Here is a 20982-nt window from a genome sequence, read left to right on the forward strand (position 1 = left end):
CGAATCCAGCCATGCTCAATTTCGAACTGCTCACCACCGACGGCAACGCCCGCCGCGGCCGCGTCACCCTCAACCACGGCGTGGTCGAGACCCCGATCTTCATGCCGGTTGGCACCTACGGCTCGGTCAAGGCGATGTCGCCGCTGGAGCTGGGTGAGATCAACGCCCAGATCATCCTGGGCAATACCTTCCACCTGTGGCTGCGCCCGGGGCTGGAGGTGGTGGAAAAACACGGTGGCCTGCACCGCTTCATGGGCTGGGACAAGCCGATCCTGACCGATTCGGGCGGTTTCCAGGTGTTTTCGCTGGGCGCGCTGCGCAAGATCACCGAGGATGGCGTGACCTTTGCCTCGCCGGTCAACGGCGACAAGCTGTTCCTGTCGCCCGAGATCTCGATGCAGATCCAGCGCACGCTGAACTCCGACATCGTGATGCAGTTCGACGAATGCACGCCCTACGAGATCGACGGCCGCCCCGCCACCCACGCGGAAGCGGCCGCCTCCATGCGCATGAGCCTGCGCTGGGCCAAGCGCTCGATCGACGAATTCAACGGCGTGGGCAACCCCAACGCGCTGTTCGGCATCGTCCAGGGCGGCATGTTCGAGGACCTGCGCGACGAGTCGCTGGCCGGCCTGTCGGAGCTGGACTTCCATGGCTACGCCATCGGCGGCCTGTCCGTCGGTGAGCCCAAGGAAGACATGATGCGCGTGCTGGAACACGTGGGCCCGCGCCTGCCCGCGCACAAGCCGCACTACCTGATGGGCGTGGGCACGCCCGCCTGCACTACTACCTCGAACTCATGAGCGAGATGCGCGAAGCCATCGAGGAGCACCGCTTCGAGGCGTTCCGCCTGCAATTCGCCGCCGACCGCGCGCGCGGGGCGCAATAGCGCCGTGCAGGGGCCGGCGAGTCCCGGCTTGAACTTTCTGCACGGCACCGGTCGAACACCGGTGCCCGCGGCCGTCAAGCGGCCCGCAAGGCGCTCCGAACAAACCCGTACTACACCGTAAATGCCCGGATCGGGCATGGAATGCGGTTGCAAGCGGGTGGTAGAATAACCGACTAACTGATTGATTTTGTGACGGAGAAGCAACGTGCTGATTTCTAACGCATTTGCCCAGACTGCCGGTGTCACCGGCGGCGCGGCGGGTGGCCTGATGAGTTTCCTGCCTATCATCCTGATGTTCGCGGTGCTGTGGTTCATCATGATCCGGCCGCAGATGAAGCGCCAGAAAGAATCGAAGGCAATGCTGGAAGCCCTGGCCAAGAACGATGAAGTCGTGACCGCCGGCGGCATTCTCGGCCGTGTCACCAAGGTCAACGAGCAATACGTGACCGTCGAAATCGCCGCTGGCACCGAAATCACGGTGCAAAAGAGCGCGGTTACCACGGTGCTGCCCAAGGGCTCGCTGAAGTCGCTCTGAGCACCGCGGCCGCGGGCGTGGCGTTGCTTGACCCAGGCGCCGCCCAGCTTCTCCCGCACCGCCTGCCTGCTGTTTCGCCCTTCCCGGCACGCCTTTAGCGCGCGTGCCCCCGCAGCCGCCTGATCCAGCACGGGTTATCCGTGGATGCCAGGCGGCTGTTTGCCAACCGGTGCGGTGGTGCCAACTGCCCGCTGACGGTCTCGTCGGCACCGCCAACCGAAGAACGACTGGCCAAAGATGAATCGTTATCCGCTTTGGAAATACCTTGTGATCCTGGTGGCTCTGGCCATCGGCATTACCTATACGCTGCCGAACTTCTTCGGCGAGGCGCCTGCCGTGCAGGTCTCCTCCGCCAAGGCCACGGTCAAGGTCGACCTGGCCATGCAGAAGCAGATCGAACAGATCCTGGCGCAGAACAACCTGCAGCCCGATGGCATGTTCTTCGACCTGAACGGCCAGTCCGGCTCTGTCAAGGCGCGCTTTCAAACGCCCGACGAGCAGCTCAAGGCCAAGGACATCCTGAGCCGTTCGCTCAACCCCGATCCCAACGACCCCACCTACGTGGTGGCGCTGAACCTGCTGTCGGGTTCGCCGCGCTGGCTCACTGCCATGCACGCGCTGCCGATGTACCTGGGCCTGGACTTGCGCGGTGGCGTGCACTTCCTGCTGCAGGTGGACATGAAGGGCGCGGTCGACAAGAAGCTCGACAGCCTGGCCGGCGACGCCCGCACCCTGCTGCGCGACAAGGGCATCCGCCACGGCGGCATCGACCGCGACGGCGACCGCCTGACGGTGCGCTTCAACAATGCCGACGACGCCGCCAAGGCACGCGGCATCCTGGCCGACAACCTGCGCGAGCTGACCTTCACCCCGGATGGCAACAACATTTCCGGCGTGTTTACCGATGCGGCGCGCAAGGCGGTGCAGGATTCGGCGGTCAAGCAGAACATCACCACCCTGCACAACCGGGTCAACGAGCTCGGCGTGGCCGAGCCGGTGATCCAGCAGCAAGGCGCCGACCGCATCGTGGTGCAGCTGCCCGGCGTGCAGGATACCGCCAAGGCCAAGGACATCATCGGCCGCACCGCCACGCTGGAAGCCCGTCTGGCCGACCCCGACGCGCCGCGCAACCCGCGCCCGGGCGACCCGATCCCCTTTGGCAGCGAGCTGTTCACGCAAGGCAACGGCGCCCCGGTGGTGCTCAAGAAGCAGGTGATCTTCACCGGCGACCGCATCGAAAGCGCTTCGGCAGGCTTCGACCAGAACCAACGCGCCTCGGTCAACATCAAGCTCGATGCCCAGGGCGGCCGCGTGCTGCGCGACATCTCGCGCGAGAACATCGGCAAGCCGATGGGCATCGTGCTGTTCGAGAAGGGCAAGGGCGAAGTGCTGACGGTGGCAACGATCCAGTCGGAACTGGGCTCCAGCTTCCAGATCACCGGCTCGTACTCCACCGAAGCCGCCAACGACCTGGCCCTGCTGCTGCGCGCCGGCTCGCTGGCCGCGCCGATGGAAATCATCGAAGAACGCACCATCGGCCCGTCGCTGGGCGCGGACAACATCAAGAAGGGCTTTGACTCGGTGGCCTACGGCTTCGGCGCCATTGCGGTCTTCATGATGCTGTACTACATGCTGTTCGGTGTGTTCTCGGTGGCCGCGCTGGCCGTCAACCTGCTGCTGCTGGTGGCGGTGCTGTCGATGCTGCAGGCCACGCTGACGCTGCCTGGCATCGCCGCTATCGCGCTGGTGCTCGGCATGGCCATTGACGCCAACGTGCTGATCAACGAGCGGATCCGCGAGGAATTGCGCGCGGGCGCCTCGCCGCAGATGGCGATCGCCGTCGGCTTCGACCGCGCCTGGGCCACCATCCTGGACTCCAACGTGACCACGCTGATCGCGGGCCTGGCGCTGCTGGCCTTCGGTTCCGGCCCGGTGCGCGGCTTTGCCGTGGTGCACTGCCTGGGCATCATGACCTCGATGTTCTCGGCGGTGTTCTTCAACCGCGGCCTGGTGAACCTCTGGTACGGCCGCAAGAAGAAGCTGCAAAGCGTGGCGATCGGCCAGATCTGGAAGCCGGGCTCGGACAGCCAGGGCACCATCGCCAAATAAGCATCATGGATGTCCGCGCGCAGGATGCGCACGGACATCCAACCAGCATAGAACGGCTGCAAAGGCAGCCGTACAAATTCTTCCTGGCGCACAAGGGCCTGCACCTGTCGATCGAGTTCACCGGCGGCACGGTGATGGAGGTCAACTACCAGCAGACGGCCGACCTCGAGCGCATCCGTGGCCAGGTCGGCAAGCTCGGCTACAGCGACGTGCAGGTGCAGAACTTCGGCACCTCGCGTGACGTCATGATCCGCCTGCCGCTGCAAAAGGGCCCGGACGGCAAGCCCGTCACCTCGGCGCAGCAGAGCGAGCAGGTCATCACCGCGCTGCAAACCGCTACGCCTGACGTCAAGCTCCAGCGTGTCGAGTTCGTCGGCCCGCAGGTGGGCAAGGAACTGGCCACCGATGGCCTGCTGGCGCTGCTGTGCGTGGTGGCCGGCATCGTGATCTACCTGTCGTTCCGCTTCGAGTGGAAGTTCGCGGTCGCCGGCATCATCGCCAACCTGCACGACGTGGTGATCATCCTGGGTTTCTTCGCCTTCTTCCAGTGGGAATTCTCGCTGTCGGTGCTGGCGGCGATCCTGGCGGTGCTGGGCTACTCGGTGAACGAATCGGTGGTGATTTTCGACCGGATTCGCGAGAACTTCCGCAAGTACCGCAAGATGACCACGCACGAGATCATCGACAACGCGATCACCAGCACCATCTCGCGGACCATCATCACCCACGGTTCGACCCAAATGATGGTGCTGTCGATGTTCTTCTTCGGCGGCCCCACCCTGCACTACTTCGCGCTGGCGCTGACCGTCGGCATCTTGTTCGGCATCTACTCCTCGGTATTCGTCGCCGCTGCGCTAGCCATGTGGCTGGGCGTCAAGCGCGAGGACCTGGTCAAGGGCGAGAAGAAGCCGGGCGACGTCGACCGCGACGACCCGAACTTCGGCGCGCAGGCCTGACGGCCCGCCGCGGACAGATTCAAGGCAACAAAAAAGGGCACCTCCGGGTGCCCTTTTTTGTCATGCCGTGACAGGCTCGGATCTGGCGCAGATCTCGCTCAGAACTGCTCGATCCATACCGCCAGGCGGTCCACCGCAAACTCTGCCGTGCGATCGGCGGGACGGTAGATGATGGAGTCGCCCTCGCGCACGGCCTTGAGCGCACCGCCGGCTTCATCCAGCCACAGCAGCCCGGCCAGCCAGGTGGCATGTTGCTCGGACACGTCCTTGTCGACCGGCTCGCTCAGGTACTCGGCCAGCGCGGCGCCCTGGATCCACACCAGGGCATCGCCATCGCGGCGCACATTGGCCGCGCCTTGCGTCGCGGCCAGCATCTCGGCCAGCGACACCACCGCATCGCCGGCGCCACGGCCGGCGAATTGGGTGCGCAGCGCGGCGAGCTTGGCCGCCACCGCGTGGCCGAAGGTGCCGCTGCGGCGGCTTTCCGCCGCCACCAGGTCGGCGTAGTCCATCAGCAGCCAGTCCGGCTCGGGATTCTGTACGCCGACCAGCGCGGCGGAGGCCAGGTAGGTGTCCACCGGCTGGAAGCGCTCTGGGCCGATCAGGCTGGCCGACAGCGTGCGGATCAGGCCGATGCGCGAGGCAATGGTCTGCCGCTGCAGCACGCTCAGCTTCTCGCGCAGCAACTGGTCGCGCTCCTTGCGCAGGCCGGCCATCTCGAGCGCCTGCTTGAGCTCCATGCGCAACGAGGTGATGTCCCACGGCTTCTTGATGTAGCGATGGATCTGGCCTTCGTTGACGGCCGCGACGGTATGCTCGATCTCCGAGTAGGCGGTCGTCAGGATCCGCACGATATACGGATAGCGCTCGCGCGCGTAGCGCAGCAGCTGTAGCGCAGCAGCTCATTGCCGTACTCGCCCGGCATCCGCTGGAAAACAAGACCGCAAGGCTGTCGGCATGCGCATCCAGCAGCGCCTTACCTTCTTCGACCGAGCCGCCGGTCACGACCGGCGCCAGGGCTCCGATGGCACGCTGGAAATACTTGACGGCCGTAGCCTCGTCATCGACGAACAGAATCGCCGGTGATGGTGCCTGCGTGGCATTCGGTTCGTTCATCGATCACTCCTATGCATTCGACTCTTGGTATTGGGGAAATCCAGCGTGACTGTGGTACCCGCACCGGGCGTAGACTCGATCCGGATGCCGCCACCAAAGGACTGCATGACACGGTTGCAAAAAATCATGCCCAGTCCGTTGCCGCCGGTACTCGCATGGGTGGTGACCGGATCCACCAGAAGGCGCCCCATCACCTCGGGTGGTATGCCCGGGCCGTTGTCGCAAATGCGGATCGCGGCATCGGGATCGGCCGCCACCACGAAGCGCAGCGAAGGCAAGTCGACACCGTCGAGCGCCCGCAGCGCATTGGACAACAGCGACGACAGCACCAGCGCCACGCAATTGGGCAGCGTGCGCACGGCAAAATCGTCTTGCATTTCGATCTTCACCCACTCGCGCTGCGACCCGGCGAAGGGGTAGGTATCGAGCAGCGCGGCGATCAGGCCGCCGGCGGTGGCTTCCCGGTCGGCCGGCTGCCACTGCTGCGCACCGACTGCAGGAACGATGAAATCACGGCCAGGCAATACTGCGCGTTGTCGTGCATCGACGTTGCCGCCTGTCCGATCTCGCTCTGGCGCTGCGGATTGTATTCCGCCGCGATACGGCTTTCGATACCGCGCGCAAAATTTGCGATCGCCGCCAACGGCGTGTTCAATTCATGTGCCAGGAAGGCCAGCGTCTCGTCGATCGCCATCAGGCGCTGATGGCGGATCGAGCGCTCGCGATAGCGCTCGGCGGCCAGCCGCAGCGCTTCGCGCACCTGGCCCAGCTCGATGGGCTTCTCCAGGATGCGGAACACTTCGCCGGTGTTGACCGTCTGCAACAGCATGTCTTTGTCCGCGTAGGCGGTCACCAGGATGCGCACGATCTGCGGATACTCGAGCGCCACCTGGCGCAGCAGGTCGCCGCCATCGCGGCCCGGCATGCGGAAGTCCGTCACCAGCACGGCGACGCGCGCGCTCTCCCGGCGCAGGATGCGTACCGCTTCGTCAGCGCCACTGGCGACCAGCACCTCGTACTCCGTGCCGACCGCACGCGCGAAGTACTTGCACGCCATCTCCTCGTCATCGACGTAGAGCACGGTAAGCCGTTGTTGACGGGTATCGCTCATGGCCTTCTCAGTCGGCTCGGGGCAGGTCGAAGCTGAACGAGGCCCACTTGCCCAGTTCGCTCTCGGCAAACAGCACGCCGCCGTGACGCTCGATCACCGCGTAGCTGATGGACAGGCCAAGGCCCAGGCCCTGGCCGACTTCTCGCGTGGTGAAGAACGGCTCGAACACGCGCGCCAGATGCTCTTGCGCAATGCCCGGCCCGTTGTCCTTCACGGTCACGTGCAGCCGGCGCTCGACCCACTTCACCGTGGTATGGATGGCCGGGCCCTGCGTGCCGGCCTTGCGCATGGCCAGCGCGGCGTTGGAGAACAGGTTGATCAGCACGCCGATCACCGCGGCCTCGTCGCCCAACACCAGCGTATCGGTCGGCAGTTCGCGCGTGACGGCTACCCCGCGCAGTTCATGCGCGGTCAGCCGGATCGAGGAATCGAGCGCCTTCTCGAACAGGAACGGCGTGCCCTCCGCTTCGGCGCCGGGCTTGCGATAGGCGAAGGTCTTCAGGTCCGAAACGATATGCTGGATGCGTTGCATCCCCTGCTTGGCGTCGACCAGGCACTCCTGCAACATCGGTTCGCTCTTGGCCACCGGTTCTTCCAGCGCGACCTCGATCGCCATCAGGCAGAAGTTGACCGGGTTGTTGACCTCGTGCAGCAGACCCGCGGCCAGCGTACCGATGGCCGCCATCTTTTCCTGCTGCAGCATTTGGCCCTTGATGTCGACCAGCTTGCGGTTGATCACTTCGAGCTCGCCGTTCTTCTCCGCCACTTCGGCCTTGAGCCGGAACAGCATGAAGCGCGCCCGCTCATTGAAGAAGGTGTAGACCGCGCTGGCCGCCGCGGCGAACAGCAGGAACAGCGAATTGACGATAAAGGTGCCGGCCGGCTCGATGCCGCCAGAATGCAGCACGCAGGCGAGCAGGTAGAACAGGTAGGACAGTATCCCGAACACCAGGTTCTGCCACAGCCCGAACGGCAGCGCGATGCCAGACGCGAAGATGGCGAGATTCAGCCCGACGTAATACGGCGACTCCACGCCATCGGTATGCCAGATCATCCATGAGATCATGATCTGCGGCAGCAGCAGCCAGGACAGGGTCAGCCACGGCGCAAAGCGGCGCCCTGCCGTGCTGTACAACAGCATCACGATACCTGCGATCAGCAGCGACACCAGCACGCGAGCCACGGCGAAGGGCGCCTGCAGCTGCGGATACTGGCCATAGTCCAGCCCCACGCCGAGCAGCACCAGCACGATGGCGGTATAAGCGCCGCCGCGGCTGAAGGCCAGGCGGAAATCCGCCAGCTCGGTCTGGTAACCCGCGTAAAGTTGATTGGTGCTCATGGCTGGGCCGGCTACTGGCGTTTCAGGAGATGATCGCTTCCGCGAACACATTGACCCCAGTCTGGTCGACATAGAGCTTGTGATCGCGGGATTGTTCGGGCAGCAGCATACTCATCCTGGCCTCGTCGCGATAGATCAGGTACCACTCCAGCAGGTGTTCCATGCCGAATTTCTCCGGATTGGCCGAATGGACGTTGGTTACCAGCAACTGGCCGCCCGGCCGCGTACGCGCGGCAAAATAGCTCAGCAGGCGGGAACACACCTTATCGGACAGGTAGTCGAACAACCCGGCGCAGTACACCGCATCGAACTCGCGCAGCCCGGCGTCGTCCGGCGCGATCTTGCGCTTGAGCAGCTCATGTACCGATTGATGCACCATCTCCACCGACACCTTGTGCCCCGCCGAGGCGGCCGAGCTCTCGATGGAGGACTTGGTGTAAGCCAGGGTCTCCTCGCTGAAGTCGACCAACTGGAACGACAGGAACTCGGGTTGCGGATACTCGCGCACGAAGCGCTGGATCTCGAAGGCCGGGCCGCAGCCGACATTGAGGATGCGAAACGGCCTGCCGGCTGCGCGAGCGGAATCGGCCTGGCGCGACAGGAAATCGACCAGCAGGTCGATCCGGTTGCGGTGGGCGGTTGCCACGGCCGCCTTGAGGAAGGCGGTATTGACGATCTGGAAGTAGGTGGTCGGGCCCTGCTGCGGATCGTTCAGGATCTGGTTGACCATCTCATAGTCGCCCGCATAGCCCAGCGGCTTGGTGAAGGTGCGGTAGACAAAGGGGGCGCGCAGCAGCAGCGGATGCAGGGCCGATTGCGCGTACGTGCGGTGCACCGGCGCGATCTCCGCGTCCACCTGCTCGGCCTCGCCTTCGAGCCGGTCGAGGTAGGTCTTGACCTTTAGCATGATTGGCGTGGCGAGCTCGTAGAACACATCCGCGCGCAGCCGTCCGTCGGTCTTGGGCAGGTTCTCGGTCAGGTCGACCTGCTCAACCCAGCGCGACACTTCCGAGAGAAACGCGCGCATTTCGTTGACCACGATCTGGTAATCGCGCCGGATATTGAAGCGCGTATCCCAGTCGTTGATGAACAGTTCCGCCTCGCGCCCGACCGACTTGGGCTCATTGGGCAGGTCGCTCAGCTCGCGCCATTCATCGATCAGCGTCAGCGATACCACCGCGGTGAGGCCGGTGTTCACCAGGCTCATCACCACCGCCTTGCCCAGGTAAGCGTTCTTGCTCCCCATGCGCACACTCAGCTCGCTCAGCACCTCGCTGACCTGGACGATCGAGTATGGATTGTAGATTTCCATCACCAGAGCTTTTCTCTGGAGATTGATAATTGTGCCCCGCACCTGCTCGCCCTGCGAGTTGCGGAAACTAACCACCGGATCGATTTGCGTTTGGGAGTACACGGTATTGCGCCAGAGAAATCCGAAAAACGCTGCCGGCCGCCCAGTTCAACAATGCTTCATTGACTGGCCGGGTACAGCTCGTAGGGCGATGGATCGCTACGCTAGGCCAGTATCAGGGGGTACTGCTGGGATACATGTCTGTAATCGGTTGCGGGCATGGGCGTCCTGATGATGGCACGCGCGCGACTACACCCTGGTAACTGTGACTGAGACTGTGACTGCGTGAGGCTGTACTGGGTAGGACTGTAACTGAATCTTAGCGGATCATTGTACTGTGGGCGTCAAGTGCAGACAACATAACCTGCGCAAGCCCGCCCGCCGACCCGGCAACGGACAGAACCCCCCGGAAATAAAGCAAAAGGCCGTTGCTCCCGGCCTTTTTGCCTTGCTGCTTGCATGCGCGACGCCGCGGGACGAAACCCGGGCATCGCGAAGCCTTGGTCGACGCTTACTCGGCCTTGACGCCTTCGACCTGGATCGCCAGCTTGACCTCAGGCTTGAAGCCCATCTTCACCGCGTAGTCGATACCGAAATCGGCACGGTTGAAGGTACCCACCACGTCAGCACCGCAGGCTTCGCGCTTGAGCATCGGATGCTGGATGCACTTGAACTCGCGGATCTCCAGCTTGACCGGCTTGGACACGCCGTGCAGGGTCAGCACGCCATCGACTTCGGTCGGCACGTCGCCGTTGAACTTGGAGAACTTGCCCTTGTAGGTGGCTTCGGGGAAGGCTTCGACGTTGAACATGTCGGGGCCCTTCACGTGCTGGTTCAGCTTGCTGTTGCCGAAGTCGACCGAGGCGGGATCGATCTTGATGTCCACCGTGCCGGTCTTCGCCGCACGGTCCAGCGTCACCACGCCGCTCGACTTTTCGAACTTGCCGCGCCAGGTCGACAGGCCACCCAGGTGGTCGGCTTCGAAGCTCGGGTACGTGTGGGTGGGGTCGAGGTTGTAGGTAACCGTGTTGGCGGATGCAATGCCGACGGCGGACAGGGCCGCGACAGCGGCGAGGATGGTGCGCAATTTCATGAGAGCTCCCGGCAAAAAGTTGGGGATGAACAGCAAAGGAATGGCAGGGAAGACTTAGCGCCGCGCGCTTACTTCTTAGCCAAGGTCACGATACGGAATTTGATCTGGACATCGTCGGCCACGACAGAAGTATCCTTCCATTCGCCGTCGCCGATGTTGTACACGGTGCGCTTGATCGGCAGCACCCCTTCAAACACCTGGCCGCCGGCATCCTGGCGATAGCTTGCCGGAATCACGACGTCCAGGGTCTTGCCCTTGATGGTGAGCTTGCCCGTCACCTCGTACTTGCCGGCGGCGCCGGCCTTGATGCTGGTCGACTGGAATACCGCCTTGGGGTACTTGGCCGCGTCGAACCAGTCGCGTCCCTTGACCTCCTTGGTGGTCTCGGCGTCGCCGATCTCGAAGCTGGACACGTCGATCTCGACCTTGGCCGTGGACGTTGCCAGCTTGGCGGGGTCGAACGCGACCGTGGCGTCGAATTTCTTGAACTTGCCCTCCATCGGCACGCCGATCTGGCGGGCCGTAGCGGTGACCGAGCTTTTGGCTGCGTCGACCTGGGCCCAGGCGTAGTTGGCTGCGATGCCGGCAGTGGCCAGCGTGGCTGCCATCAGGAGCGCGCTCGGGCGGGGAATGCGTTTCATTAAAAACTCCTGTCGCTAGGAGGGCCTTGCGGCCCTCGGTCATTTGTCGGTTTGACGACTTACTTGAGGAACGGCAGCATGCGTGCCAGCGTGCCGTCGCGCTCGATGAACTGATGCTTGATGGCAGCGGCCGCATGCACTACAACGATCACGGCCATCAGGTAGTTCAGCCAGATGTGGACCAGCTTGAGGATTTCCTTGAGCTCATCGTTCTTCTCGATCAGCGCGGGCAGTTGCCAGATGCCGAGGTAGACCACCGGAACCCCGGCAGCCGAGCTGTACAGGTAGCCGGTGATGGGCACCACCACGATCAGCGCGTAGAGCAGCAGGTGAGCCGCGTGCGCGGCCTTGGCCTGCCAGGCCGGGGTGGCCGCTGCCGGTGCCGGCGCGCGGTGGGTGGCGCGCCACAGCACGCGCAGCACGGCGATGGCAAAGACGGTCACGCCGATCCACTTGTGCCAGGAAAACAGCTTGAGCTTGAGCATCGACAAGCCCGGGATGCTGGTCATGTACAGGCCCAGCCCAAAGGCGGCGAAGATCAGCAGCGCGATGATCCAGTGCAGGCCGATCGCGGTGGCCCCGTAGGCGGACGGCGGCGCCGCCGCTGGGGCAACGGCGGCGTGGGCGCTGGCTTTGACTTGGGAATGCATGGATAAGGACCCCTGCCCTTGCGGGCATTTCATAATCTTTTACCGAACGGCAATCACTGCTGCTCTTTGAATTCTCGCATTATTGTGCGGCAGGCAGGTTGCGGAACGGTCTGAAATTCATGAAATCATTCAAACCATTTGAAGTGACATTTCGCCGCAGCTGGCAGGCCATGCCGGCGCCGGGCGCCCATCAAGAAAAAAAAAGCCATCCGGGGGATGGCTTTTTTACAACGCGCCAGCCGGCAGGCCGGAAGCATCACACGCGTTCGGCGAGGCTGACGGCACGGCCTATATAGGTGGCCGGGGTCATTTCCAGCAGCAGCTTCTTGGCATCGTCGGGGATCGCCAGGCCGCTGATGAAGGTTTGCAGTGCCTCGCGCGAGATGCCCTTGCCGCGCGTCAGCTCCTTGAGCTGCTCGTAGGGGTTGGGCACGCCGAAGCGGCGCATCACGGTCTGGACCGGCTCGGCCAGCACTTCCCAGCAGTTATCGAGGTCTTCGTCCAGGCGCTCTGGGTTGGTTTCCAGCTTGCCCAGGCCGCGCAGGCAGGCCTCATAGGCCAGCAGGCTGTAGCCGAAGGCCACGCCCATGTTGCGTAGCACCGTGGAATCGGTCAGGTCGCGCTGCCAGCGCGACAGCGGCAGCTTTTCCGACAGGTGGCGCAGCACCGCGTTGGCCAGGCCCAGGTTGCCTTCGGAGTTCTCGAAGTCGATCGGGTTGACCTTGTGCGGCATGGTCGAAGAGCCGATTTCGCCGGCCTTGGTGCGCTGCTTGAAGTAGCCCAGCGAGATATAGCCCCAGACGTCGCGGTTCAGGTCGAGCAGGATGGTGTTGGCGCGGGCGATGGCGTCGAACAGCTCGGCCATGTAATCGTGCGGCTCGATCTGGATGGTGTACGGATTGAACGTCAGGCCCAGGCGCGTTTCGATCACCTGCTTCGAGAACGCTTCCCAGTCGAAGCTGGGGTAGGCCGACAGGTGGGCGTTGTAGTTGCCGACCGCGCCGTTCATCTTGCCCAGCAGCTCCACGCGCTGGATGCGCTCGATGGCGCGCGCCAGGCGCGCCGCCACGTTGGCCATTTCCTTGCCCAGCGTGGTCGGGCTGGCCGGCTGGCCGTGGGTGCGCGACAGCATCGGCTGGCGGGCGTTGGCATGCGCCAGTTCCACCAGGCGCGCATGCACGCGTTGCAGTGTCGGCAGGATCACGCCTTCGCGGGCGCCCTTGAGCATCATGCCGTGCGAGGTGTTGTTGATGTCTTCCGAGGTGCAGGCGAAATGGATGAACTCGCTCGCGGCTTCCAGCTCGGCGTTGCCCTTGACCTGCTCCTTGAGCCAGTACTCCACGGCCTTCACGTCATGGTTGGTGACCGCCTCGATCTCCTTGATGCGCGATGCATGGGCTTCGCTGAAGTTGTCCACCAGCGCCAGCAGGGCCGCTTCCGAGCCCGGCGAAAACTTCGGCATGTCGGGCAGGCCGGCTTGCGACAGCGCGATCAGCCAGTGCACTTCGACCTTGACGCGGTTGCGCATGAAGGCAGCTTCCGAGAGCCACTCGCGCAACGCATCGGCCTTGGAGGCGTAGCGGCCATCGATGGGAGACAGGGCGGTGAGCGGGGAGAGCGAGGCAGAAGACATGCTGGGAGACCGGAGGGATAGAGGGAAGTGGTTACGCAAGCGTGGCCGGGCGGGCAGATTGCGCGGGCAAAATGGCCGGGCGAGGCCCGCGCGGGCCGAAGTGGCCGGTGACTAGGCCGAAACCGGTCTAAAGAGGGGAAAAGACACAAAAACAGGTCCAATTCGCCTCAAAAAGAGAACAATCCGGCGCAATAATCGACTGACGGCACGACGGAAAGCGGCCATTTTACCATCGCGGCCCACCTTCTGTGGACGCGTTCGCGGGGCCGGGCAGCTCGTGCGTCTCGGCATGACGACACGGCAGGCGGGCGCCGCGCACGCCCGGCACATCCCGGACAGGGCACGGGTATACTCGCGCTCGCCGATCCGCTAGCCTGTTATGAAGTGCATCGGGCATGCCGGCGCGCGAGGCGCGGCCGATGCACTTCATAACAAGCTCGAGGGGAGTCCATGAAGCTGTATGCATCGCAAACCAGCCCTTACGCGCGCAAAGTGCGCGTAGTGATGGCGGAAAAGAAGATCGATTACCAGATGGTCGAGGTTGACGTGTGGTCGCCGGACACCACCATCTCCCAGTTCAACCCGCTGGGCAAGGTACCGTGCCTGGTCATGGAAGACGGCGGCGCGATTTTCGACTCGCGCGTGATCGTCGAATACGTCGACACCCTGACGCCCGTCAGCCGCATGATCCCGCAAGGCGCCCGCGAACGCGTCGAGGTCCGTTGCTGGGAAGCGCTGGCCGACGGCCTGCTCGATGCCGCCCTGCTGGCGCGCCTGGAACACACGCAGCGCGAGCCGGCGCAGCGCAGCGAGCGCTGGGTCCAGCGCCAGCTCGGCAAGATCGACGCGGCCTTGGCCGCCATCGCCGACGGCCTGGCCGACCGGCCCTGGTGCTCGGGCAACCATTACTCGCTGGCCGACGTGGCCGTGGGCTGCGCGTTGTCGTACCTCGACTTCCGCTTCCCGGACATCGCTTGGCGCGAGCGTCACCCGCGCCTCGCGGTGTACCAGGACAAGCTTGCCAAGCGCCAGTCGTTTATCGACACGGAACCACCGCGCGCCTGATGCACCGATCGACGTGAAGATAAAAAAAACCGGCCATCGAGCCGGTTTTTTTATCTTATCGCGCAGCGCGCGGCCGACGAACTAGCGGATGATGCCGCCGCCCAGGCACACATCGCCGTCGTACAGCACCGCGGACTGGCCCGGCGTAACCGCCCACTGTGCCTGCGCGAAGGTCAGCTGCAGGGCATCGTCGCCCGCCCCCGTCACCGTGCAGGGCGCATCGCTCTGCCGATACCGCGTCTTGGCCGACAGCGAGGTACCCACCGCGGGGCCGGAGCCCGCCACCCACGACAGGTCGGCAGCGTCGAGCGTGGGTGTCAGCAGCCACGGATGCTCATGGCCCTGCACCACGTACAGCGTGTTGCTGGCCATGTCCTTGCGCGCCACATACCAGGCGTCGCCATTGCCCGCGCGGCTGCCGCCCAGGCCGATGCCCTTGCGCTGCCCCAGCGTGTAGAAGGCCAGGCCGATGTGCTGGCCCACTTCCTTGCCGTCCGGCGTGCGCATCGGCCCAGGCTTGGTCGGCAGGTAGCGGTTGAGGAAATCGCGGAAGGGCCGCTCGCCGATAAAGCAGATGCCCGTGGAATCCTTCTTCCTGGCATTGGGCAGGCCGATCTCGGCTGCGATCTCGCGCACGCGCGTCTTGGGCATCTCGCCCAGCGGGAACAGCGTGCGCGACAGCTGCGCCTGGTTCAGCCGGTGCAGGAAGTAGCTCTGGTCCTTGGTGTGGTCGAAGGCCTTGAGCAGCTCGAAGCGGCCCGTGCCGGCACCCGCACCCGCCCCCGCTTCGCGCACGCGCGCATAGTGGCCGGTGGCGATGGTGTCCGCGCCGAGCGACATGGCGTGGTCCAGGAAGGACTTGAACTTGATCTCGGCATTGCAGAGCACGTCGGGGTTCGGCGTGCGGCCGGCGGAGTACTCGCGCAGGAAGTCGGCAAAGACCCGGTCCTTGTACTCGGCGGCGAAATTGACCGCCTCCACGTCGACGCCGATCAGGTCGGCCACCGAGACCACGTCCAGCCAGTCCTGCCGGGTCGAACAGTACTCGCTGTCGTCGTCGTCTTCCCAGTTCTTCATGAACAGGCCGATCACCTCATAGCCTTGCTGCTTGAGCAGCCATGCGGTCACCGACGAATCCACGCCGCCCGACATGCCTACCACCACGCGCTTGCCCTGGCTCATGACTGCACTCCGCCGCCCACCACGGAGGGATGGGTGTAAAGCGCATCGAGCGCGAAGCGCTTGCCCGCCAGGTAGTCTTCGATGCAGGCCAGCACCAGCGGCGTGCGGTGGCGCTCGGGGCAGGCGCGGATCTCGTCAGCGCTCATCCACACGGTGCGCACGATGCCCACGTCGAGCTGGCGCCCGGCATCGAGCGCGCCCAGTTCGCCGGTAAACGCGAAGCGCACGTAGGTGATGTCGCCGCCCGGCCGCGTCGCGGTGCCGGCCGGGTGCGAGCGGGCGGTATAGCAGCCCAGCAGCGCGCGCGGCTCGAACGTGTGCGCAGTTTCTTCCAGCGTTTCGCGGATGACGGCGTGGATCAGGCTCTCGCCCGGGTCGAGATGGCCGGCGGGCTGGTTCAGCCGCAGGCCGTCGGGGGTTTCTTCTTCCACCAGCAGGAAGCGGCCGCCGCGTTCGATAACCGCGGCGACAGTGACGCTGGCCTTCCAGTCGTGTGACATGATGCACAAATTTTAGGCAATCCGGCATTCTACCGGTTGCCGCCATTTCGCGCATCCGGCGCATCCGGCGGCGCGCCCGCGCCGACGCTAGGCCGGCAGCAAAGTGCGCTCCACATCCCCCACCGTCGGAAGTTGCGCGATCACCTGGTCCAGCCGTTCGCGCAGCGCGCGGCTGGCCGGCGCCAGCGGCCGCCTGACCTCCGGACCTGCCAGCCCGCACAATGCCAGCGCGGTCTTGACCGGCGCCGGATTGGGCTCGGAGAACAGCAGCGAGATCAGCGGCGCCAGGCTCGCAAACAGCGCACGCGCTGCGGCAACGCGGCCCTGCGCCACCAGTTGCAACAGCCGCACGAACAGATCCGGGCGGATATGCGCGCAAGCCGGCACCACGCCGTCGCCGCCGGCCAGCAGGTGATCCAGCATGGCCGCGTCCTCGCCGCAGAAGACCGCGAGCCGATCATTGCCGGCCAGGGCGCGCAGCCCGGACACGTCGCACTCCTTGACCGCGACGACGCGCGGATGTGCCGCCAGCCGCTGCACCAGTGCCGGTGACATATTGCAGCCGGTGCGCTTGGGCACGTTGTAGAGCATCAGCGGGCGCCAGGTGGCATCCGCCACGCGCTCGACATGCCAGGCAATGCCCTCGTCGCCGGGCCGCAGGTAGTACGGCGGCGGCACGAGGTAGCCCGCCAGGTCGAAGCGGTCGAGCTGGCGCACCTGCTCGCAGACTCGCAAGCCCGCGATCATGTCAGTGCGCGGCATGATCTTGTCCCAGCATCGTGGTGACGCCGAACTCGGCGGCCGGCAAGGCCATCATGATGGCGTGCATGGCGGCGTCGCGGCCGCCGCGTTCGACTTCCACATGCAGCGTGGTCTCGCCATGGCGGTGGTCCACCTCGACCACGTAGATGCGTGCCAGTTGCCCGATCGCGCGGTGCAGCGACTGGCGCAACGCAAAGACCTGGCCCGACGCAACCGCCAGGCGCAGGCGGATCCAGCTGTGCGCGGTGCCCGCGCCAAGCGCGGGCGCGGCGGCCTGCGCGGCTTCGATGCCGGATGCGTCAAGGCGCGCGGTGCGGGATTCGGTGCGGGTAAGACGGCGGCGCGGCACGGAAGCAAAGGCCACGGCGAGGCTCGACTGTCGCATTTGAGCGGGACCCGCGCTGGGCGGGTCGTCTGTTGGAGATGCAACCATGCTATGCATGGCCGCCTCAAGTTGATGCAGTAATCGCCGCCGCCGCCATCAAAATGTCATCAAGATGGCGCGGCACGTTCAGAACGTCTTGGTGAGCGACGCGAAGGCGGTAGCCTTGCCGACGTAGCGGCCATACGAGTTGGTGTAGACCGACTTGTGCGCATTGGTGTCGATGTAAGCGATCGCCAGCGCGAAGCCCTTGCCCAGGTCCTTGGTCAGCCCGAGCTTCCAGTCCGTGTACGAGGCGCTGTTCACGTGCTTCACGTTCTGGTAACCGACGTGGGCATTGAGCGTCAGGTCCCAGAAGTTCAGCGGCACGTTGGCCGACAGGTCGGCGTAGTAGCTGTACTTGCTGTCCGCGAAGCCGAACAGGTTGGTCAACGCCTGCGAGTACTTGAAGAACACCGGGCCAGCGCCGGCGCCGACATACAGTTCCGTGGTGTACGGGCGCGTGAAGCCGGTCGGGTAATCGCCCGGGTAGTAGTACTGCAGCACGCCCGCGTCATAGTTCCACTCCAGGCCGGCCAGCGTCACCGTGTTCTTGAAGCCGCCGTAGAAGTCCATCTCGATCGGCGCCGAGACTTTCGGATTGCTGTCGCCGAGCCAGCTGATGCTCGAGTTCCAGTTACCCACGTAGAAGCCGCTCGAATGCGCGTAGTCGAACCCACCCTGGATGGCCGGGCGGCGGTTGCTCTGCATCAAGCCGCGATAGCGATACTCGCTGGCGAGCGTCACGTTGGCGGTGAAGGTGTGCGGCGAGACCTCGGCGGCGGCGGCGTCGGTAGGCGCACCGCCCTCCTGCGCGCTGCTCTGGGCAAAAGCGGCGGGGGCGGCGGGGGCGGCGGGGGCGGCGGCGAGGAGCGTGGCGCAAGACAGGGAAGCGAGGCAGGCACGCGAACTGTTGAAGCAAAGCGCAGTCATGGATAGCTTGGCAAATGGAAAAGACATCGATCGGTGGACAGCCACAAATGAAGCCACGGCAGGCGTCACGACGACAGTGGCCGCGGCGCGACCAGAACAGTACGGGCGCGTGCCTAAAATCGGTGTCAAGAAAACAGCACTGCGCCAAGGGATGGCGTAAAAATCATAAAGGGCGCGGCCTGGCAAGAGCCGGCGGGTCTTGCCAGGGGGGGCGATGCGGTTGCGCAAAAGCCGACCGGCCGGTCACCACATCTCGTCAGATTCCTGTAAGCTGCGAAAAAATTGTGCGCTGCGTTTGGCTTAGCCGAGCGCATGGCAGACACAAGGGGCGGACACAAAAGGGCCAACGACGTCCGCCCGCTTAGCAGATCAGCGGCATTGTCAGAATGAACCGAAGCGGTTCTGGTCAGGCGCGTTGCCATGTCGTACCGGTCGTACGACAAGCTCGCGCCCCAACGCCAGAATCATTTTGACAGCGCCTCAAAGACGCCAGCAAAAGGAGAAATTGACGATGCACATCGGCATCCCGCAGGAGACGCGGGCAGGTGAGACTCGTGTCGCCGCCACCCCGGAGACGGTCAAGAAGTACGTGACCCAGGGCCATCAGGTCATTGTCCAGTCGGGAGCGGGCGTTCGCGCCAGCGTGCCGGACTCGGCGTACGAGGCCGTCGGTGCCACCATTGGCACCGCGGCACAAGCCTTCGGCGCGCAGTTGGTGCTCAAGGTCCGTGCCCCCGAGGATGCCGAGCTCGCGCTGATGAAGCCGGGCGCCGTGCTGGTCGGCATGCTCAACCCCTTCGACGCAGAGAACAACGCACGCATGGCCAGCGCCACGCTGACGGCTTTCGCGCTGGAAGCCGCGCCGCGCACCACGCGCGCGCAGAGCATGGACGTGCTGTCCTCGCAGGCCAATATCGCCGGTTACAAGGCCGTGCTGATCGCCGCCCACCATTACCAGCGTTTCATGCCCATGCTGATGACCGCCGCCGGCACCGTCAAGGCGGCCCGCGTGCTGATCCTCGGCGCCGGCGTGGCGGGCTTGCAGGCCATCGCCACCGCCAAGCGGCTGGGCGCGGTGATCGAAGCCTCCGACGTGCGTCCCGCCGTCAAGGAACAGATCGAATCGCTGGGCGCGAAATTCCTCGACGTGCCGTTCGTCACCGACGAAGAGCGCGAGATCGCGCAAGGCGTGGGCGGCTATGCCCGACCGATGCCGCCCGACTGGATGCGGCGCCAGGCGGAACTCGTGCACGAGCGCGCCAAGGCTGCCGACATCGTCATCACCACGGCGTTGATCCCGGGCCGCCAGGCGCCGGTGCTGCTCAAGGAAGAAACCGTGCAGGCCATGAAGCCCGGCTCGGTGGTGGTCGACCTGGCCGCGGCGCAGGGTGGCAACTGCCCGCTCACGGTGGCCGACGAAGTGGTGGAACGCCACGGCGTCACGCTGATCGGGCACACCAACCTGGCCAGCATGGTGGGGGCGGACGCTTCCGCCCTCTATGCGCGCAATGTGCTCGATTTCCTCAAGCTCGTCATCGACAAGGACGGCCAGTTCACCTTGAACCTGGAGGACGACATCGTCGCAGCCTGCCTGATGTGCAAGGATGGCCAAGTGGTCCGCGGCGCTTCCTGAAGCGGCTTTGGGCCCATCGCGGCCCGGCCGTTTTAGAATGGCACCAGGCGGTTCCGGCCAGGCAAGCGGTTTAGCGCCGCTGCCGGCGTGCGCCGGCACGGCCGGCCAGCGCCCAGGCACCGGAATCATTCCAAGTGGTCCTCAAATCCAAGGGCCCGCATACAAGCTCATCCAGCATCAACCAAGGACGTATCACCCATGCAACGCATCATGCTCCGCGCCAAGCTCCATCGTGTCACCGTGACGCAGGCGGACCTCAACTACGAGGGATCGTGCGGCATCGACGAGAATCTGCTCGAAGCGGCCGACATGAAGGAGTTCGAAAAAATCGAGCTGTACAACGTGAACAATGGCGAGCGTTTCTCCACCTACATCATCAAAGGCGTGCGCGGCAGCGGCGAGATCTCGCTCAACGGGGCAGCCGCACGGCGCGCGCACCTGGGCGACCACCTCATCATCTGCACCTACGCGCCGATGAGCGACGAGGAGATCGCCACCTATAAGCCGAAGATCATCCTGGTGGACGACAACAACGCCATCAAGGAAATCAAGAAGGTGTAAGCGGATCCAGCCCCCCGTGCCGGCAGCCAGCGCCGGCACGGGGGGCAGACAACAGACAGCAAGCAGCAGGCGGCATCGATGCAGTTGGCGCCCACAAGCGCCTGGCCAGGCAAAAGAACACGGGACAACCGCGCAGCGAAGGCATTCAAGCAACGGAGGAGAAGTCGATGGAACTGGTGAACCACACGGTGATCAACCTGATCATCTTCGTGCTAGCGATCTACGTGGGTTACCACGTGGTCTGGACGGTGACGCCCGCGCTGCACACCCCGCTGATGGCCGTGACCAATGCGATCTCGGCCATCATCATCGTCGGCGCCATGCTGGCTGCCGGCCTGACCGAGGGCCCCGTGGGCCGCACCATGGGCACGCTGGCGGTCGCGCTCGCCGCGGTCAACGTGTTCGGTGGCTTCCTGGTGACGCAGCGCATGCTGGAGATGTTCAAGAAGAAGGAACCCAAGGCCAAGGCCGGCAAGGGTCATGAGGAGGGCGCCAAGTGAGC

At 64.6% G+C, this 20982-nt stretch carries 19 protein-coding genes and 3 pseudogenes; 9 read left to right on the forward strand and 13 right to left on the reverse strand.

Annotated elements, in window-relative coordinates; all coding sequences use genetic code 11:
* Positions 1 to 11 precede the first annotated feature (11 nt).
* The 4 genes and pseudogenes from tgt (at position 12) to secF (ending at position 4489) form a co-directional block, all read left to right on the forward strand.
* Positions 12 to 889: pseudogene (gene tgt / locus OR16_RS08595) on the forward strand (tRNA guanosine(34) transglycosylase Tgt).
* Positions 890 to 1094: 205 nt separating this feature from the next.
* Positions 1095 to 1424 (forward strand): preprotein translocase subunit YajC, encoded by a 330-nt coding sequence (yajC, locus tag OR16_RS08600; RefSeq protein ID WP_006157582.1) that lies wholly within the window; start codon positions 1095 to 1097, stop codon positions 1422 to 1424.
* Between the two features lie 237 nt (positions 1425 to 1661).
* A complete protein-coding gene (secD, locus tag OR16_RS08605; RefSeq protein WP_043419005.1) occupies positions 1662 to 3533 on the forward strand; it encodes a protein translocase subunit SecD in 1872 nt (623 codons plus the stop codon).
* Between the two features lie 5 nt (positions 3534 to 3538).
* Positions 3539 to 4489 (forward strand): protein translocase subunit SecF, encoded by a 951-nt coding sequence (secF, locus tag OR16_RS08610; protein WP_006157584.1) that lies wholly within the window; start codon positions 3539 to 3541, stop codon positions 4487 to 4489.
* Positions 4490 to 4587: 98 nt separating this feature from the next.
* Here secF and OR16_RS08615 read toward each other — a convergent pair.
* The 8 genes and pseudogenes from OR16_RS08615 to purB form a co-directional block, all read right to left on the reverse strand.
* Positions 4588 to 5605: pseudogene (locus OR16_RS08615) on the reverse strand (response regulator).
* A pseudogene (locus OR16_RS08620) lies at positions 5602 to 6716 on the reverse strand (ATP-binding protein). The pseudogenes OR16_RS08615 and OR16_RS08620 overlap by 4 nt, the downstream one beginning before the upstream one ends.
* Positions 6717 to 6723: 7 nt before the next feature.
* On the reverse strand, positions 6724 to 8055 hold the full coding sequence (locus tag OR16_RS08625) for a sensor histidine kinase (RefSeq protein ID WP_006157585.1): 1332 nt from the start codon (positions 8053 to 8055) through the stop codon (positions 6724 to 6726).
* A 22-nt stretch (positions 8056 to 8077) separates the two neighbouring features.
* On the reverse strand, positions 8078 to 9469 hold the full coding sequence (locus tag OR16_RS08630) for a class I SAM-dependent methyltransferase (protein ID WP_006157586.1): 1392 nt from the start codon (positions 9467 to 9469) through the stop codon (positions 8078 to 8080).
* A 448-nt stretch (positions 9470 to 9917) separates the two neighbouring features.
* On the reverse strand, positions 9918 to 10499 hold the full coding sequence (locus OR16_RS08635) for a YceI family protein (protein WP_006157587.1): 582 nt from the start codon (positions 10497 to 10499) through the stop codon (positions 9918 to 9920).
* A 68-nt stretch (positions 10500 to 10567) separates the two neighbouring features.
* Complete coding sequence (locus tag OR16_RS08640) at positions 10568 to 11140, reverse strand: YceI family protein (protein ID WP_006157588.1); 573 nt, start codon at positions 11138 to 11140, stop codon at positions 10568 to 10570.
* 59 nt (positions 11141 to 11199) lie between these two features.
* Entirely contained in the window at positions 11200 to 11790 is a 591-nt protein-coding gene (locus OR16_RS08645; protein ID WP_006157589.1) for a cytochrome b, read from the reverse strand.
* A gap of 256 nt (positions 11791 to 12046) precedes the next feature.
* Positions 12047 to 13423, reverse strand: a complete 1377-nt coding sequence (gene purB, locus OR16_RS08650; RefSeq protein WP_006157590.1) for an adenylosuccinate lyase — start codon at positions 13421 to 13423, stop codon at positions 12047 to 12049.
* 450 nt (positions 13424 to 13873) lie between these two features.
* Between purB and OR16_RS08655 the strand changes: the two genes are divergently transcribed.
* Positions 13874 to 14488 carry a glutathione S-transferase family protein gene (locus OR16_RS08655; RefSeq protein WP_006157591.1) on the forward strand — a complete coding sequence of 205 codons (615 nt, stop codon included), beginning with the start codon at positions 13874 to 13876 and terminating at the stop codon, positions 14486 to 14488.
* Between the two features lie 81 nt (positions 14489 to 14569).
* On the opposite strand, the gene mnmA is transcribed toward OR16_RS08655, so the two are convergent.
* The 5 genes from mnmA to OR16_RS08680 form a co-directional block, all read right to left on the reverse strand.
* Positions 14570 to 15670 carry a tRNA 2-thiouridine(34) synthase MnmA gene (gene mnmA, locus OR16_RS08660; RefSeq protein ID WP_006157592.1) on the reverse strand — a complete coding sequence of 367 codons (1101 nt, stop codon included), beginning with the start codon at positions 15668 to 15670 and terminating at the stop codon, positions 14570 to 14572.
* Entirely contained in the window at positions 15667 to 16170 is a 504-nt protein-coding gene (locus tag OR16_RS08665; RefSeq protein WP_006157593.1) for an NUDIX hydrolase, read from the reverse strand. Before OR16_RS08665 ends, mnmA begins: the two co-directional genes overlap by 4 nt.
* Before the next feature lie 87 nt (positions 16171 to 16257).
* Entirely contained in the window at positions 16258 to 16932 is a 675-nt protein-coding gene (locus OR16_RS08670; RefSeq protein WP_006157594.1) for a dihydrodipicolinate synthase family protein, read from the reverse strand.
* Positions 16919 to 17317: a hypothetical protein gene (locus OR16_RS08675; protein ID WP_043419010.1), complete on the reverse strand. Its 399-nt coding sequence runs from the start codon at positions 17315 to 17317 to the stop codon at positions 16919 to 16921. Before OR16_RS08675 ends, OR16_RS08670 begins: the two co-directional genes overlap by 14 nt.
* Before the next feature lie 126 nt (positions 17318 to 17443).
* The gene (locus OR16_RS08680) at positions 17444 to 18286 is read right to left on the reverse strand and encodes a TorF family putative porin (protein ID WP_006157596.1); all 843 of its coding nucleotides are present in this window, start codon (positions 18284 to 18286) and stop codon (positions 17444 to 17446) included.
* Between OR16_RS08680 and OR16_RS43975 the strand changes: the two genes are divergently transcribed.
* From OR16_RS43975 to OR16_RS08695, 4 genes are all read left to right on the forward strand, one after another.
* On the forward strand, positions 18285 to 18446 hold the full coding sequence (locus OR16_RS43975; RefSeq protein WP_158001338.1) for a hypothetical protein: 162 nt from the start codon (positions 18285 to 18287) through the stop codon (positions 18444 to 18446). The genes OR16_RS08680 and OR16_RS43975 overlap by 2 nt on opposite strands.
* Before the next feature lie 351 nt (positions 18447 to 18797).
* Positions 18798 to 19919, forward strand: a complete 1122-nt coding sequence (locus OR16_RS08685) for a Re/Si-specific NAD(P)(+) transhydrogenase subunit alpha (RefSeq protein ID WP_006157597.1) — start codon at positions 18798 to 18800, stop codon at positions 19917 to 19919.
* A 198-nt stretch (positions 19920 to 20117) separates the two neighbouring features.
* On the forward strand, positions 20118 to 20480 hold the full coding sequence (gene panD / locus OR16_RS08690; protein WP_006157598.1) for an aspartate 1-decarboxylase: 363 nt from the start codon (positions 20118 to 20120) through the stop codon (positions 20478 to 20480).
* 167 nt (positions 20481 to 20647) lie between these two features.
* Entirely contained in the window at positions 20648 to 20980 is a 333-nt protein-coding gene (locus OR16_RS08695; RefSeq protein WP_006157599.1) for an NAD(P) transhydrogenase subunit alpha, read from the forward strand.
* The last annotated feature ends 2 nt before the right edge of the window (positions 20981 to 20982 follow it).

The organism is Cupriavidus basilensis OR16, from assembly GCF_000243095.1.
GTDB lineage: Bacteria > Pseudomonadota > Gammaproteobacteria > Burkholderiales > Burkholderiaceae > Cupriavidus > Cupriavidus basilensis_D.

Bases quoted from the DNA above. Each gene is read 5' to 3' on its own strand.
- secD (WP_043419005.1), top strand. From the start codon at position 1,662: ATGAATCGTTATCCGCTTTGGAAATACCTTGTGATCCTGGTGGCTCTG.
- secF (WP_006157584.1), top strand. From the start codon at position 3,539: ATGGATGTCCGCGCGCAGGATGCGCACGGACATCCAACCAGCATAGAA.
- OR16_RS08625 (WP_006157585.1), bottom strand. From the start codon at position 8,055: ATGAGCACCAATCAACTTTACGCGGGTTACCAGACCGAGCTGGCGGAT.
- OR16_RS08635 (WP_006157587.1), bottom strand. From the start codon at position 10,499: ATGAAATTGCGCACCATCCTCGCCGCTGTCGCGGCCCTGTCCGCCGTC.
- OR16_RS08640 (WP_006157588.1), bottom strand. From the start codon at position 11,140: ATGAAACGCATTCCCCGCCCGAGCGCGCTCCTGATGGCAGCCACGCTG.
- OR16_RS08645 (WP_006157589.1), bottom strand. From the start codon at position 11,790: ATGCATTCCCAAGTCAAAGCCAGCGCCCACGCCGCCGTTGCCCCAGCG.
- purB (WP_006157590.1), bottom strand. From the start codon at position 13,423: ATGTCTTCTGCCTCGCTCTCCCCGCTCACCGCCCTGTCTCCCATCGAT.
- OR16_RS08655 (WP_006157591.1), top strand. From the start codon at position 13,874: ATGAAGCTGTATGCATCGCAAACCAGCCCTTACGCGCGCAAAGTGCGC.
- mnmA (WP_006157592.1), bottom strand. From the start codon at position 15,670: ATGAGCCAGGGCAAGCGCGTGGTGGTAGGCATGTCGGGCGGCGTGGAT.
- OR16_RS08665 (WP_006157593.1), bottom strand. From the start codon at position 16,170: ATGTCACACGACTGGAAGGCCAGCGTCACTGTCGCCGCGGTTATCGAA.
- OR16_RS08670 (WP_006157594.1), bottom strand. From the start codon at position 16,932: ATGCCGCGCACTGACATGATCGCGGGCTTGCGAGTCTGCGAGCAGGTG.
- OR16_RS08675 (WP_043419010.1), bottom strand. From the start codon at position 17,317: ATGCGACAGTCGAGCCTCGCCGTGGCCTTTGCTTCCGTGCCGCGCCGC.
- OR16_RS43975 (WP_158001338.1), top strand. From the start codon at position 18,285: ATGGATAGCTTGGCAAATGGAAAAGACATCGATCGGTGGACAGCCACA.
- OR16_RS08680 (WP_006157596.1), bottom strand. From the start codon at position 18,286: ATGACTGCGCTTTGCTTCAACAGTTCGCGTGCCTGCCTCGCTTCCCTG.
- OR16_RS08685 (WP_006157597.1), top strand. From the start codon at position 18,798: ATGCACATCGGCATCCCGCAGGAGACGCGGGCAGGTGAGACTCGTGTC.
- panD (WP_006157598.1), top strand. From the start codon at position 20,118: ATGCAACGCATCATGCTCCGCGCCAAGCTCCATCGTGTCACCGTGACG.
- OR16_RS08695 (WP_006157599.1), top strand. From the start codon at position 20,648: ATGGAACTGGTGAACCACACGGTGATCAACCTGATCATCTTCGTGCTA.